Here is a 14825-nt window from a genome sequence, read left to right as displayed (position 1 = left end):
GCTTTCAGTAGGATCACAGCCAGCATATGAAGAGTTGAGAGATTCGGCATGTACGAATGCACGCGAAGCAGAAAGAAGGCGCCGAAATGAGCAGCCGCACACGAATGCCCGAAGGGTCTTTCATAGAATAGGGAGACGACAAAAGGGAGGGATGCGCATTGAAGCCGTGGACCGTGCCCGGTCAGGAACCGGGCGAAAGAGAGCGCCCAGGCGCGGACAAGGAAGGAGAGCAGAGGCCAAGGTCGGAATCGGAGTCTGAGATGAAGAGCGGGATAGAGGCCGAGATGAAGATAGAGGCCGAGATAGAGAACAAGATAGAGACCCGAATAACGGGAATAGAGAAGAAGACGGAGGGGCCGGGAATCTATCTGGAGCTTGCGGACGTGCTGGATGTGCTGGAACAGGCGCTGGAGCAGAGGACCCCGCTGTCTCTGGTGCGGATCGGGGACGGAGAGAATCTGGTGCTCGCCCAGGATACGGTGTGGCCGCTCCGCCGGGTGCTGGCAGAACGCTGGGCCGTGAAGGCGAACCGGGGCCAGAAGGGGCTGACGCTGCCCAATCTGCGGCTTCGGGACGAGGTGGCGGAAGCGGTCCGAAGAGCGGATGTGGTCGGCATTCTGCCGGAGGACGATGATACGATCAAGGCGCCGGCCGACCTGAAAAGAGCGCTGACCGACCGTGTCTTCGCCCATCACCGCCTGAACCCGCCCGTCGCCTGCCATGCCTGCGTCAACCGCGAGCTGGCCGTCACGCCCCGGTTCTGGGAGCTGCTGCGCGGCCGGAGGGTGCTGATCGTGACCGCGCTGGCCGAGGAACTGCGCGCGCTGCTGGCGGCGGAGCCCTACGGGCTCGATGTGGCCGGCACCTATGTATTCACCGGCAATGCCCAAATGGAGGAGGCTCTGGCCTTCATCGAGGCTGCGGCCGAAGACTTTGACGTTGCGCTCTTCTCCTGCGGCGTTAATGCCGTTGTGCTCGCCCAGCAGACGGCCGAGCGGACGGGCAGGGTGGCCATCGACTTCGGGAAGGCGATCCGCATTCTTTTGTACGGCAAACCGAATTGAGGAAGAGAGTGGCCCCTCTCCCCGGGAGTTCTTGATTGGTTATTGGACCCGGTTATATTCATACCAAGAAGCCGGGGCCAAGTCGATGGGATGACTTGGCCCCGGCTTCTCGTTCTATTCCTCCTGCAGCTGCCGCAGCACGATGATCTCGACGCGGCGGTTCTTCTGCTTCCCTGCCGGCGTGCCGTTGTCGGCGGCCGGGCGGGTGTCGGCGTATCCGGCGTATTGAAAGCCTGCGGGGTCCAGCCCTTCCCGCTCCAGAAAGAAGCGAAGCACGGACAGCGCCCGCGCGCCGGACAGCTCCCAATTATCCCGGTAAGGGGATGAAGCCATCACCGGCGTATTGTCGGTATGGCCTTCAATGCTGACGATGGCTCCAAGACCCCGGAACAGGCCCGACAACTGGCGGAGCGCGGGATAAGCGCCGCTCTTAAGCTCGGCCTGGCCGCTGTCGAAGAGGAAGCGGTCGCTCAGCGTAATGGCAATGCCCTGCGGCTTGTCCTGCACAAAGATCTCGTCGCCCAGATTGTTGGCGTTGATATATTGGGTAATAACCCCCATAAGCTCGGCCAGCTTCTCTTCCTGCTTGCGAAAAGCCAGCTCCCGCTCCGTCGGCGGAGCGGAGCCCCCGGCAGCGGCTCCGCCGCCCGTTCCGCCGCCTGAACCGGCAGCGGATGAAGCGCCCGGTCCGTCCGAGGCCGCGGGAGCGCCCGAAGCGCTGCCTCCGGCTCCCGGCTTGCCTTCCAGCACGCCGTCTCCGCCGTCCAGCACGCCGGTTCCGGGATTCTGAAAGGTATCCTGGAGCGAGGCGACGACGCTGCTGTATTTGCGTTCATCCAGGCTGCTCATGGCATACAGGATGAGGAAGAAGATCAGCAGCAGCGTGATAAGGTCCGCGTAGGTGACCATCCAACGGTCGCGGCCTCCCCGCCCGGCGCGCATTTCACCCCGGTTCCCCCGCCGCGTTCCGGCCTGCCCGTCCAGTCTCCGCCCGCGCTGCCTCATGGCCGGCTCCGCCGTTCAGCGAAGTCTTCCGCGGCGCTTCCGGTCAGAAAGGAGGCGAGCTTGCGCCGGACGAGCTGGGGATGGTCGCCGTTCTGGATGGCGAGAATGCCCACAACGAGCATTTCCATGCCGTGCAGCCGGCTCTGGCTACGCGCCTTGATCTTCGAGGCAATCGGAAGGAACAGCAGATTGGCGCTTGCCACGCCGTAGAGCGTCGCGGTGAAGGCAACCGCAATGGAAGGTCCAAGGTTGGACGGGTCGGTCAGACCGCCGAGCACCTGGATAAGTCCCATCACGGTCCCGATAATGCCCATCGTAGGGGCATAGCCGCCGGCAGCCTCGAACAGACGGGCGTATCCGTCATGCTTCAGTTCTTCGGCGTCCATCTCCAGCTCCAGAATTTCCCGGACCTGCTCGGGCTCGGTCCCGTCCACTACAAGCTGGAGCCCCTCGCGGGTGAACGAGTCGGGATGCTGATCCGCCCGCTGCTCCAGCGCAAGAACGCCGCTGCGGCGGGTAATGGCCGCCAGGGCGACAATCTCTTCAGCCTGTTCTTCCAGGTCTAGAGAGGAGCGGCCGAAGGCCATCTTCAGAGCTGCGCCGACGGTCCGGAGCTTGGCGGCGGGGAAGCTGACGAGAACGGCCGCTAACGTGCCGCCGAATACAATGAGGGCGGCATTGAGCTGCAGCAGACCGGCGAGCCGGCCGCCTTCCCAGAGAAATCCGCCGAGCAGGGCGGCGAAGCCGATAATAAGACCAATGACCGAAGTAATGTCCATAAGATCGAGACTCCTTGTCCATCAGAATAGTAAGGAAAGAAACGGAAAAATCGGTTTGCACGACGCTGAATGAACATGTATAATGACGAGGATGGGAACAAATATTCTTATTCAATGAACGGTATGAATACAGGCAAGTTGGACAACGCTGGATATAATTGAAGTTTGATATAGTTAGAATCTATTCTAGTCGATTTGAGGGGAGACGGGCAAATGAGCGACCTTGTCGTCAGTACGAAGACTTTTCAGCTGGAGTCGGAGTATACACCCCAGGGCGACCAGCCCCAGGCGATAGAGAAGCTGGTGGAGGGCATCCGCCAGGGTAAGCGGCACCAGACATTGCTGGGAGCAACCGGCACAGGCAAGACCTTCACCATCGCCCAGACCATAGCGAAGGTAAACCGGCCGACGCTGGTCATTGCGCACAACAAGACGCTCGCGGCACAGCTTGCCAGCGAGTTCAAAGAGTTTTTTCCGCACAATTCGGTTGACTACTTCGTCAGCTACTACGATTACTATCAGCCGGAGGCGTATATCCCGTCTTCGGATACCTACATCGAGAAAGACTCCAGCATTAATGAAGAGATCGACAAGCTCCGCCACTCGGCGACCAGCTCCCTGTTCGAACGGCGCGATGTCATTATTGTAGCGAGCGTATCGTGCATCTACGGTCTCGGTTCGCCGCAGGAGTACGGAAGCCTGCTGCTGTCGCTGCGCGTGGGCATGGAGAAGCCGAGGAACCAGATATTGGGCCGCCTTGTCGATATCCAGTACCAACGCAATGACATCAACTTTGTCCGCGGCACCTTCCGGGTCCGGGGCGACGTCATCGAGATCTTCCCGGCTTCCCAGGGTGAGCATGCGATCCGGGTGGAGCTGTTCGGCGACGAGATCGAACGGATAACCGAGATCGATGTGCTGACCGGAGAACTGATCGGGGAGCGGGAGCATGTCGCCATCTTCCCGGCCTCCCACTTCGTTACCCATGAGGACAACATGCGCCGCGCGCTGGTCAACATTGAGCGCGAGCTGGAAGAGCGCCTGGCCGAGCTGCGGGAAGCGGGCAAGCTGCTGGAAGCGCAGCGGCTGGAACAACGGACCCGGTACGACATCGAGATGATGAAGGAAGTCGGCTTCTGTTCCGGGATCGAGAACTACTCGGGCCCGCTGACCTTCCGGGAACGCGGCGCGACGCCGTATACGCTGATGGATTATTTTCCGGACGATATGCTGATTGTCATCGACGAATCCCACGTTACCCTGCCGCAGATCCGCGCGATGTACAACGGCGACCAGGCGCGCAAGACCGTGCTGGTGGAGCATGGCTTCCGCCTGCCTTCGGCCCTCGACAACCGGCCGCTGCGCTTCGAGGAATTCGAGGATAAGGTCAAGCAGATCATCTATGTCTCGGCTACGCCGGGCCCCTATGAACTGGAGCACTGCGACACGATGGTGGAGCAGATTATCCGGCCGACGGGTCTGCTCGACCCTGTGATCGAAGTGCGGCCGACGGAAGGACAGATCGACGATCTGATCGGCGAAATCCGCGAGCGCCTGGAGCGCGACGAACGCGTGCTGATTACGACGCTGACGAAGAAGATGGCGGAGGATCTGACCGACTATCTCAAGGAGATCGGCATCAAGGTGCGCTATCTGCACTCCGATATCAAGACGCTGGAGCGGATTGCCATTCTGCGCGATCTTCGTCTGGGGACCTTCCATGTCCTGGTCGGCATCAATCTGCTGCGGGAAGGACTGGATCTGCCCGAAGTATCGCTCGTCGCTATTCTGGACGCCGACAAGGAAGGCTTCCTGCGTTCGGAACGGTCGCTGATCCAGACGATCGGCCGGGCAGCCCGCAACTCGGAGGGCAAGGTGCTGATGTACGCCGATTCGATCACCGATTCGATGGATAGAGCAATTACGGAGACCCAGCGCCGGCGTTCGCTGCAGATTGCCTATAACGAGCAGCATGGAATCACCCCGCAGACGATCCGCAAAAAAATCCTAGAAGTCATCGAGGCGACGAAGGCGGCGGAATCGAAGGCGGATTACCTGACCGATGCCGCCGGCAAGATGAGCAAGAAGGAGCGGCAGAGCCTGATGCAGCGCCTCGAAGCCGAGATGAAGGAAGCGGCCAAGAACCTGCAGTTCGAGCGGGCGGCCGAGCTGCGCGATGCCTTGCTGGAACTGAGAGCGGAATAATTCAAGACCGGCCCGTTGTCCACTGATAAGGAGAGATGTCCGTTGGCGAAAGAGAGTATTGTTATCAAAGGCGCTAGAGCCCATAATCTCAAGAATATCGATATTACCATTCCCCGCGACAAGTTCGTTGTACTGACCGGCCTGAGCGGTTCGGGCAAGTCTTCGCTGGCCTTCGACACCATCTACGCGGAAGGGCAGCGGCGCTATGTCGAGTCGCTGTCGGCCTATGCCCGCCAGTTCCTGGGGCAGATGGAGAAGCCGGATGTGGATTCCATCGAGGGCCTGTCGCCGGCTATTTCCATCGACCAGAAGACGACAAGCCGGAACCCGCGGTCAACGGTTGGAACAGTCACCGAGATCTATGACTATCTGCGTCTGCTGTTTGCCCGAATCGGGCGTCCGCACTGTCCGGATCACGGCATCGAGATCACGTCGCAGACTGTGGAGCAGATGGTGGACCGGATTATGCAGTACCCGGAGAAGACCCGGCTGCAGATTCTGGCGCCGGTTATCTCCGGCCGCAAGGGCGAGCATAAGAGCCTGTTCTCCGAAATTTCCAAGCAGGGCTTTGTTCGCGTCCGTGTGGACGGAGAACTGCGCGATCTGTCCGAGGATATTGAGCTGGAGAAGAACAAGAAGCATACCATTGAAGTCGTGGTGGACCGGATCGTAGTTAAGAGCGATGTGGAATCCCGGCTGACCGACTCCATCGAGACGGCGCTGAAGCTGTCCGGGGGCAAAATTCTGGTCGATATCATCGGCCAGGAGGAGCTGCTCTTCAGCTCGAACTTTGCCTGTCCGGTCTGCGGCTTCAGTATGGAGGAGCTGGCTCCCCGGATGTTCTCCTTCAACAGTCCGTTCGGGGCTTGTCCGGAATGCGACGGGCTGGGACAGCAAATGGTCGTCGACCCTGATCTGCTGATTCCCGATCAGACCAAGTCGGTGGAGGAAGGCGCGTTCCTGGCCTGGACCGGAAGCACGTCGAACTATTATCCGCAGTTCCTGAAATCGGTCTGCGAGCATTTTCATATTCCGCGCGATGTGCCGGTCAGTCAGCTCTCGAAGGAGCATATGAACAAGCTGCTGCACGGAACGGGCAGCGAGCGCATCCGGTTCCGCTACGAGAATGATTTTGGCCAGCGCAAGGAAGCTATGGTGGCGTTCGAGGGGGTCATACCCAATTTGGAGCGCCGCTACCGCGATACGGCTTCGGAAGGTATCCGGGAATTCATCGAAGGATTTATGAGCGCCAAACCGTGCCCGGTCTGCCAAGGCAAGCGGCTCAAGCGGGAGATTCTTGCGGTTACGGTAAGCGGCAAGAGCATTGCCGATGTGACCGGTTTCTCGATCGGGGACGGTCAGCGCTTCTTCCGCGAGATGGAACTGACCGAGAAAGAACGCTCGATTGCGAATCTGATTCTGAAGGAGATCGACAGCCGGCTCGGATTCCTCGTCAATGTAGGATTGAATTATTTGACGCTCAGCCGGGCGGCGGGCACTTTGTCCGGCGGCGAGGCCCAGCGCATCCGGCTGGCGACCCAGATTGGTTCCAGCCTGATGGGCGTGCTCTATATTCTGGACGAGCCCAGCATCGGGCTGCATCAGCGCGACAACGACCGGCTGATCTCAACGCTCGGACATATGCGGGACCTCGGCAACACGCTGATCGTGGTGGAGCACGACGAAGACACGATGCTGGCCGCCGATTATATTATCGACATTGGACCGGGAGCGGGAATCCACGGCGGGCGGGTTATGGCTCAAGGGACGCCGCAGGAGATTATGCAGGATTCTAATTCGCTGACCGGAGAGTATCTCAGCGGGCGCAGGTTCATCCCGGTTCCGAGCGCCCGGCGCAAGCCGGAAGGCCGGTGGCTGGAGGTGCGCGGCGCCAGGGAGAACAACCTGAAGAATGTGGATGTGAAGATTCCGCTGGGCATCTTCACCGCCGTTACCGGCGTCTCAGGCTCCGGCAAATCGTCGCTCGTCAACGAGATTCTCTACAAGAGTCTGGCGCGCGAACTGAACGGCGCGTACAAGGTGCGGCCTGGACTCCACAAGGAAATTCGGGGCCTGGAGCAGCTGGACAAGGTCATCGACATCGACCAGTCGCCGATCGGCCGGACTCCGCGGTCCAATCCGGCGACCTATACGGGAGTGTTCGACGATGTCCGTGACCTCTTCTCCAAGACCAATGATGCCAAGCTGCGCGGATTCCAGAAGGGACGCTTCAGCTTCAATATCAAGGGCGGCCGCTGCGAGGCCTGCAAGGGCGACGGCATCATCAAGATCGAGATGCACTTCCTGCCGGATGTCTATGTTCCGTGCGAAGTCTGCAAGGGCAAACGGTATAACCGGGAGACGCTGGAGGTCAAGTACAAAGGCAAGAACATTGCCGATGTGCTGGAGATGACCGTTGAGGATGCGACGTCCTTCTTCGAGAACATTCCGCGCATTCACCGCAAGATGAAGACGCTGCTGGATGTGGGATTGGGCTACATCAAGCTGGGCCAGCCCGGAACCACGCTCTCGGGCGGCGAGGCGCAGCGCGTCAAGCTGGCTTCGGAGCTGTACCGCCGGAGCACCGGGAAGACACTCTACATTCTCGATGAACCGACAACGGGTCTGCATGTTGACGATATCGGCCGGCTGCTGGATGTGCTGCACCGTCTTGTGGACTCCGGCGAATCGGTGCTCGTAATCGAGCATAATCTGGATGTCATCAAGACGGCGGACTACATTATCGACATGGGGCCGGAGGGCGGCAGCGGCGGCGGTACCGTTATCGCCAAGGGAACGCCGGAGCAGATTATTGAAGTGCCCGAATCGTATACAGGCCAATACTTGAAGCCTGTATTGCTGCGGGATGCGAAGCGGACGCAGGAGCTTCAGCCGCAGAGCTGAGGATTTTGAGGCCAAGGCCAAGGTGGGAGTGTTCCCGGACAATCTCCGGGGACTCTCGGCCGCTCCGTGCCGGGGCCGCAGTAGTCATGATCGGCTGGGCCTGTCCGCGCAGAGAATCCTCCTCGAGCCAAACAACCTCCGTCATCCGGAAGTGCCGGATGACGGAGGTTGTTTAGTTTTGAAAGGTATTAGCGATAAAGGAAATTCAGGGTGGCGTCTTTCAGCAGCGGCGCCGTCTCATCCTTGGGCGAGAGCACCGGTGTAATCTCAAGCGGCCACTCTACTCCGATATCGGGGTCGTTCCAGCGAATGCCGCCGTCGCAGTCGGGCGCGTACAGTTCATCGCATTTATACTGGACCTCGACGTCTTCGGTCAGCGTCATGAAGCCGTGAGCAAAGCCCTTCGGGATGAGCAGCTGCTTCTTGTTCTCGGCCGTCAGTTCAATGCCGAACCACTTCCCGTAAGTCGGGCTGCCCTGTCGGATATCCACGGCTACATCATAGATGGAGCCGCGCGTACACCGGACCAGCTTGGTCTGCGCTTTGGGTTCGAGCTGAAAATGCAGGCCCCGGAGCGTCCCTTTGACGGCCGAATAAGATTGGTTATCCTGTACGAACGTCAGATTCAGTCCCTGCTCCTTGAACTTGGCCTCGCTGTAAGTCTCCATGAACCAGCCCCGATGATCGCCGAAGACCGCCGGTTCTACAACCAGCACTCCCTCCAGGGGCGTCGCGGTAAATTTCATTGAAATCCCTCCGGTAGATTAAGAATAGGGTGTGCGTTTAATACTGTATTTTGCCGGTAGCGACTTTCATGAGATATTGTCCATATCCCGTCTTGCTCAGCTTGCGTCCGCATTCCATCAGATGGTCCCTAGTGATCCAGCCGTTGATGTAGGCAATTTCTTCGGGGGCGGCAATCTTGATGCCCTGATGATCCTCGATGGTGCGGACAAAATTGGTGGCGTCCACCAGGCTTTGGTGCGTTCCCGTATCGAGCCAGGTGAAGCCGCGGCCCAGCACTTCGACGTCCAGCTCGCCAAGCGCCAGATAGGCTTCGTTGATCGAAGTAATCTCCAGTTCGCCGCGCTGCGATGGTTGAACGTTCTTGGCCATGGAGACGACCCGGTTGTCGTAGAAATACAGTCCGGTAATCGCGTAATTGGATTTGGGCACAGCCGGCTTCTCTTCAATGCTCAGGACTTTGCCCTCTTCGTCGAATTCAATGACTCCGAAACGTTCCGGATCGGGTACATGATACCCGAACACGGTAGCTCCCTGCTTCTTCTCGGCGGCCCGCTTCAGAATCTGCGTCATTCCGTTGCCGTAGTAGATGTTGTCGCCCAGCACCATGGCGACGGAATCTTCGCCGATGAAGGATTCGCCCAGAATGAACGCTTGGGCCAGACCGTCCGGGCTCGGCTGCACCTTATACTGAAGCGAAAGACCGAACTGGGAACCGTCCCCGAGCAGATTCTCGAAGCGGGGCGTGTCCTCGGGCGTAGAGATAATCAGAATTTCCTGGATACCGGCAAGCATAAGGGTGGACAGCGGATAATAGATCATCGGCTTGTCGTAGACCGGCAGCAGCTGTTTGCTCGTTACCATCGTCAGCGGGTAAAGGCGTGTACCGCTTCCGCCGGCCAGAATAATGCCTTTCATTGTTATATTCAGCTCTCCCTGTGTCTATGTAATGGATGCAATGACAGCGAACTCCAGTCATCGATTATATTTTACGCTCTCGGTTCGGGCTTTGTCTATTTGATATGGAATTTGGAGGGAGCTTTCATTTATTCTGGCAAGCTTCACGCCGCTCTGCTATAATTGATGGGTTAATCGTCTGGTAGTCAAGAATTTTAATGATAGAAGCTATCCTAGGGAGGATTCTCATAGATGACAGAGCGGGAAATACGCAGGGAAGACGTCGAGCTGCTGGCTCCGGCCGGCGATTGGGACTGCATGCGGGCAGCCGTCGCGAACGGGGCGGATGCGGTTTTTTTCGGCGTGGAGAAATTCAATGCCCGGGCGCGGGCGAACAACTTCAGAATGGAAGAGCTGCCGGAGATTATGGCTTTCCTGCACAGCTACGGCGTGAAAGGCTTTCTGACATTCAATATTCTGGTGTTCGAAAATGAGCTGGAGGATGCCAAGGAGCTGATCGATGCCTGTGTGGACGCGGGTGTGGATGCGGTTATCGTTCAGGATTTGGGCCTCGTGCAGATGATCCGCGAGATTTCGCCGGACTTCCCGATTCACGGTTCGACCCAGATGACGATTACCTCGCCGGAGGCGGTGGAATTCACGAAGCCGTTCGGTATGGAGCGCGTGGTGCTCGGCCGGGAGAACAATCTGAAGCAGATTCGGAAGATCGGAGAACAGGCCCGTCTGCCGATGGAAGTATTCGTGCATGGCGCTCTCTGCGTCTCGTACTCGGGTCAATGCCTGACGTCGGAGATGTGGGGCGGCCGTTCGGCCAACCGGGGCGAGTGTGCGCAGGCCTGCCGGCTGCCGTATGATCTGCTCGTGGACGGCGTGCCGCAGCCGATGGGCGACGTCGCCTACCTGCTGTCGCCGAAGGATCTGGCGGCCATCGACATCATGCCCGAGCTGATCGAAGCGGGGGTAACGTCCTTCAAGATTGAAGGGCGGTTGAAGAGTCCGGAATATGTGGCCAATGTCGTCGGCAAGTACCGGAAGGCGATTGACGGGTATTTTGACGGCAAATGGGCGCAGCCCTCGGCGGAAGAAATGCGGGAGCTGCAGCAGAGCTTCTCGCGCGGCTTCACCCACGGCTTCCTCGAAGGCACCAACAACAAGAAGCTCGTGGACGGTACGTTCCCGAAGAGCCGCGGCGTCTACCTCGGGACCGTGGAGCAGATCCTCCGCGACGGCGTGGTATGCCGCCTGAATGCCCCGCTCAAGCGCGGCGACGGCATCGTGTTCGATGCGGGCGACCCGACGAAGAAAGAAGAGGGCGGGCGCGTCTACGACCTGCGCCGCAAGGGTGTGAAGCTGGAAGGCGAAGCGGGCGAAGGCTGGGTGATCGACATTGTGCCGGGACGCAGCGACGTCGACCTGCGCCGTCTTCATGTCGGGGACCGCATCTGGAAGACGAATGATCCGGCGCTTGACCGCAGCCTGCGGCAGACGTACGAGACCGAGAAGCCGTACCGGGTCTTCCCGGTGCAGGTCAAGGCATCGGGACGCGCGGGCGAACCGCTGGCGACCTGGTGGACGGACCTTCATAAAGGCGTCACCGTCCGCGTCGACTCCGAGCTGCCGCTGGAGCCTGCGCTCAAGCGTCCGATGGACGCAGCGCTCTTAGAGGAGCAGTTCGGCCGCCTCGGCGGCACGCTGTTCCAGCTCGACCGGCTCGACGCCCTCCTGGAAGGCGACGTCATTGTGCCGATGCGCGAGCTGAACGGCATTCGCCGCCGCGCCGTCGAGCTGCTGGCCGGCGAGCGCCCGAAACCGCCCGTCTACGTGAAACGGGCGGTTGACCCTTACGGCGACGCGTACCCGCAAGGGTCCGCCGCCGCAGGCGCCCGGCCTGCCGCCTGGGCGGGGCCGGCCGGCGAAGCGCCGCGCGGCGCTTCGCTCACCGCGCTGTGCCGCAGCCTGCCGCAGGTGCAGGCTGCGCTGGAAGCGGGCGTCGGCTTCATCTACGCCGACTTCGAGTTCATCAAGCAGTTCCCGGCAGCGGTCGAAGCCGTCAGAGCTGCGGGCGCGAAGATTGCGCTGGCGACGCCGCGCATTCACATGCCCGGCGAGAACGGCTATCACGCCAACATCCTGCGCCTTCAGCCGGATGCTGTGCTGGTGCGCAATACCGGCGCGCTGTATTATTACTTGCGCCGCCGTCAAGAGGAGCCGAATGCCGTCCATCCGCAGCTGATCGGCGATTTCTCCCTGAATATCGCGAACCACAAGGCGGCCAAGGTATTCCTGGAGGCCGGCTGCGACCGGATCACGCCGTCGTATGATCTCAACATCCAGCAGATGGTCGACCTCCTCGAGCGCAGCGATACGTCGCGGACGGAGGTTGTCATTCACCAGCATCTGCCGATGTTCCATACCGAACACTGCGTGTACTGCACCTTCCTTAGCGAAGGCACGGATTATACGAACTGCGGCCGGCCGTGCGAATCGGGGCGGGCTTCGCTTCAAGACCGGATTGGCATGAGCCACCCCGTACGGGTCGATGAAGGCTGCCGCAACACGGTGTACAATGCAATCGAGCAGTCCGGCGCCGAGTACCTGAGCCATTTCCAGAGCCTGGGCGTGGCTTCGTTCCGCGTAGAGTTTCTGGAAGAGACTCCGGAGCAGGTCATTCAGGTGCTGGATCTGTACAACCAGGCTCTGCGGGGCGAAATTTCCGGTACCAGCGTCTGGAGGACACTCAAGGCCACCAACCAGCTCGGCGTAACGCGGGGGCAGCTGGTAAAATAGCTGGTGTAGTGCAGCTCATTCTTTATAGAGAACGCCCTGTCGATCCGACGGAGCGTTCTTCTTTTATTCCGACTTTTGCCCAATTCCTCTTAGAACTGCTATAATAGTAGCAACTCATATGTTCTTTAAAAAGCACGACTCGTCGCTTGCGACGAAACGACCCCAAGGAGCTGATTTCATTGAAGATCCGCAAAGCGATTATCCCGGCCGCCGGGCTGGGTACCCGCTTTCTGCCCGCGACCAAGGCGATGCCGAAGGAAATGCTGCCGATCGTGGACAAGCCGACGATTCAATATATCGTGGAGGAAGCCGTGGCCTCCGGCATTGAGGACATCATTATCGTAACCGGCAAAGGCAAGCGGGCGATCGAAGACCATTTTGACAATTCGTTCGAGCTTGAGTTCAACCTGGCGGAGAAGCAGAAGTGGGAGCTGCTCGACTCGGTCCGCAAGTCCTCCGAGATGGCCGACATTCATTATATCCGGCAAAAAGAGCCCAAGGGACTGGGCCACGCCATCTGGTGTGCCCGCAAGTTCATCGGCAACGAGCCGTTTGCCGTGCTCCTGGGGGACGACATCGTCGAGGCGGACAAGCCCTGCCTGAAGCAGATGATCGACATCTACGATCAATACAAATCTTCCGTGGTCGGCGTACAGCCCGTCCCTTGGGAAGAAGTGCACCGCTATGGCGTCGTAGACGGGACGGAGCTGGCTGACCGTGTATTCAAAGCCAATCGCCTGGTGGAGAAGCCTAAGGAGAACGCGCCTTCCAATCTTGCGATTCTCGGCCGTTACATTCTGACGCCGCGCATCTTTGACATGCTGGAGGAGCAGCAGGTCGGAGTCGGCGGCGAAATTCAGCTAACCGACGCCATTGCCCGGCTGAGCGAAGTGGAGCGCATCATTGCTTACCATTTTGAAGGCAAGCGCCATGACGTCGGCGAGAAGATGGGCTTCATCCAGACGACTATTCATTATGCCCTGCAGCATGAAGAACTGCGGGAAGACCTGCTTCAGTATTTGAGAACCATCGTCTCGGAGAGCGAGTCTCCGCAGACGACAACCCGCTAGTTCCGGGAATGGAACGCGGGGATCACCGGAGAATCGGCCTCTGCCCCGCCTGCATGGACGGCGGCAGAGGCTTTTTATGAAGGAGCGGATAGAGAACATGGCCTATTTACTGAAATCGCCGTCCCGTTATATCCAAGGACCCGGTGTCATGGACCGGCTGCCCGGTCTCTGCACTCAATTGGGCGGCGCACGGGCGGCTGTGCTGGTGGACGGGTTCATTTGGGAGCGGCACGGAGAACGGCTGGAGGAACTCTTTAAGAACGGCGGCCTGCCGGTCCAGGTGGAGGCTTACCGGGGAGAATGCACCGAAGCGAGAGTGAAAGAATACGCCGGACGGCTGGGCATTCGGGACGGGCGGACCTTACTGGTTGGAATCGGGGGCGGCAAAACGCTGGATGCGGCCAAGGCAGCCGCCCATTTTACCGGATGTCCGCTGATTGTGGCGCCGACCGCCGCCTCCACCGACGCGCCGTGCAGCGCCCTCTCGGTGCTGTATCAGGAGAACGGCGAACTGGACCGTTACTTGGAGCTGGACCGCAGTCCGGATATCGTGCTGGCCGACTCGGAGTTCATTGTCCAGGCCCCTGCGCGAATGCTGGCTGCCGGCATGGGCGATGCGCTGTCCACGTTCTACGAGGCGCGGGCTTGCCGGCGCTCCGCGGAGCAGACCGCAGCAGCGTCGAGACTTACGGGACCGGATACCGGGCCGGAGGCGGGAGATGGACCCGCCGCGCCAGAGAGAACGGCACCCTCCTTGTCCGCCTATCTGCTCGCCGAGGGGTGCCTGCGCACCGTGCTGGGATACGGAGAGCAAGCTTTCTGCGACGCACGGGCGGGTCGTCTGACGGATGCGGTGGAGCATATCATTGAGGCGAATATCTATATGAGCGGCATCGGGTTCGAGAGCGGGGGCCTGGCTGCGGCTCATGCCGTCCACAACGGGCTGACCGTTCTGGAAGAGACGGGAAGCGTTATGCACGGGGAAAAAGTAGCCTACGCCACGGCCGTTCAGCTCTGCCTGGAGGAAGCGCCGGAAGCGGAGATCCGGCAGATTCAGGCGTTTTGCCGGAAGGTAGGGCTTCCGGTTACCCTGCGCGAGCTCGGCCTCAGCGCCGACCGGCCGGACCGGCTGGCTCTTGCTGCCGAGGCCAGCTGTGCGTCCGGCTCTCCGATGGCACATATGCCTTTTGCTGTGACCCCGGATAAGGTGCTGAGCGCCATGCTGGCAGCTGACCGTCTTGGCGGGCAGGACGCACTCTCCTGAATCGCGGCTGCCTTGCTCTCTGGGCCGAAACGGACGATTAACCATTCCTCATAACCAAAAGGCTGTATGTCCCGTGGGAGGACAT

The 14825-nt window shown here is 59.9% G+C and carries 10 protein-coding genes; 6 read left to right on the top strand and 4 right to left on the bottom strand.

The annotated features are described in order from the left end of the window. The first annotated feature begins 260 nt into the window (after nucleotides 1–260). Nucleotides 261–1064, top strand: coding sequence for a GT-D fold domain-containing glycosyltransferase (locus RBI05_RS08035; protein WP_310550708.1), 804 nt, complete (start codon nucleotides 261–263; stop codon nucleotides 1062–1064). Between the two features lie 114 nt (nucleotides 1065–1178). On the opposite strand, the gene RBI05_RS08030 is transcribed toward RBI05_RS08035, so the two are convergent. Next, complete coding sequence (locus tag RBI05_RS08030) at nucleotides 1179–2069, bottom strand: flagellar motor protein MotB (RefSeq protein ID WP_408638317.1); 891 nt, start codon at nucleotides 2067–2069, stop codon at nucleotides 1179–1181. After that, the gene (locus tag RBI05_RS08025) at nucleotides 2066–2848 is read right to left on the bottom strand and encodes a flagellar motor protein (RefSeq protein WP_150459416.1); all 783 of its coding nucleotides are present in this window, start codon (nucleotides 2846–2848) and stop codon (nucleotides 2066–2068) included. The genes RBI05_RS08030 and RBI05_RS08025 overlap by 4 nt, the downstream gene beginning before the upstream one ends. A 213-nt stretch (nucleotides 2849–3061) precedes the next feature. Between RBI05_RS08025 and uvrB the strand changes: the two genes are divergently transcribed. Together uvrB and uvrA are read left to right on the top strand one after the other, a co-directional pair. Next, entirely contained in the window at nucleotides 3062–5053 is a 1992-nt protein-coding gene (gene uvrB / locus RBI05_RS08020; protein WP_310550707.1) for an excinuclease ABC subunit UvrB, read from the top strand. Nucleotides 5054–5095: 42 nt separating this feature from the next. Then, nucleotides 5096–7957 (top strand): excinuclease ABC subunit UvrA, encoded by a 2862-nt coding sequence (gene uvrA / locus RBI05_RS08015; protein WP_310550706.1) that lies wholly within the window; start codon nucleotides 5096–5098, stop codon nucleotides 7955–7957. Nucleotides 7958–8145: 188 nt separating this feature from the next. On the opposite strand, the gene rfbC is transcribed toward uvrA, so the two are convergent. Together rfbC and rfbA are read right to left on the bottom strand one after the other, a co-directional pair. After that, nucleotides 8146–8703 carry a dTDP-4-dehydrorhamnose 3,5-epimerase gene (gene rfbC, locus RBI05_RS08010; protein WP_310550705.1) on the bottom strand — a complete coding sequence of 186 codons (558 nt, stop codon included), beginning with the start codon at nucleotides 8701–8703 and terminating at the stop codon, nucleotides 8146–8148. Between the two features lie 37 nt (nucleotides 8704–8740). After that, complete coding sequence (gene rfbA / locus RBI05_RS08005; RefSeq protein ID WP_150459765.1) at nucleotides 8741–9619, bottom strand: glucose-1-phosphate thymidylyltransferase RfbA; 879 nt, start codon at nucleotides 9617–9619, stop codon at nucleotides 8741–8743. Nucleotides 9620–9850: 231 nt separating this feature from the next. Between rfbA and RBI05_RS08000 the strand changes: the two genes are divergently transcribed. From RBI05_RS08000 to RBI05_RS07990, 3 genes are all read left to right on the top strand, one after another. After that, the gene (locus RBI05_RS08000; RefSeq protein WP_310550704.1) at nucleotides 9851–12406 is read left to right on the top strand and encodes a U32 family peptidase; all 2556 of its coding nucleotides are present in this window, start codon (nucleotides 9851–9853) and stop codon (nucleotides 12404–12406) included. A 179-nt stretch (nucleotides 12407–12585) separates the two neighbouring features. Continuing rightward, nucleotides 12586–13476, top strand: coding sequence for a UTP--glucose-1-phosphate uridylyltransferase GalU (gene galU / locus RBI05_RS07995; RefSeq protein WP_150459763.1), 891 nt, complete (start codon nucleotides 12586–12588; stop codon nucleotides 13474–13476). 97 nt (nucleotides 13477–13573) lie between these two features. Then, nucleotides 13574–14740: a glycerol dehydrogenase gene (locus tag RBI05_RS07990; protein ID WP_310550703.1), complete on the top strand. Its 1167-nt coding sequence runs from the start codon at nucleotides 13574–13576 to the stop codon at nucleotides 14738–14740. Nucleotides 14741–14825: the final 85 nt, after the last annotated feature.

The sequence above is a fragment of the Paenibacillus glufosinatiresistens genome, from assembly GCF_031470375.1.
GTDB lineage: Bacteria > Bacillota > Bacilli > Paenibacillales > Paenibacillaceae > Paenibacillus_AQ > Paenibacillus_AQ glufosinatiresistens.
Note: the sequence above shows the minus strand (reverse complement) of the source record. Positions and strands in the feature narration are given on the sequence as shown.

What these genes read in the sequence shown, in the direction of transcription:
- RBI05_RS08035 (WP_310550708.1), top strand. Translation starts at nt 261, where the DNA reads ATGAAGAGCGGGATAGAGGCCGAGATGAAGATAGAGGCCGAGATAGAG.
- RBI05_RS08030 (WP_408638317.1), bottom strand. Translation starts at nt 2,069, where the DNA reads ATGAGGCAGCGCGGGCGGAGACTGGACGGGCAGGCCGGAACGCGGCGG.
- rfbC (WP_310550705.1), bottom strand. Translation starts at nt 8,703, where the DNA reads ATGAAATTTACCGCGACGCCCCTGGAGGGAGTGCTGGTTGTAGAACCG.
- RBI05_RS07990 (WP_310550703.1), top strand. Translation starts at nt 13,574, where the DNA reads ATGGCCTATTTACTGAAATCGCCGTCCCGTTATATCCAAGGACCCGGT.
- rfbA (WP_150459765.1), bottom strand. Translation starts at nt 9,619, where the DNA reads ATGAAAGGCATTATTCTGGCCGGCGGAAGCGGTACACGCCTTTACCCG.
- RBI05_RS08000 (WP_310550704.1), top strand. Translation starts at nt 9,851, where the DNA reads ATGACAGAGCGGGAAATACGCAGGGAAGACGTCGAGCTGCTGGCTCCG.
- RBI05_RS08025 (WP_150459416.1), bottom strand. Translation starts at nt 2,848, where the DNA reads ATGGACATTACTTCGGTCATTGGTCTTATTATCGGCTTCGCCGCCCTG.
- uvrB (WP_310550707.1), top strand. Translation starts at nt 3,062, where the DNA reads ATGAGCGACCTTGTCGTCAGTACGAAGACTTTTCAGCTGGAGTCGGAG.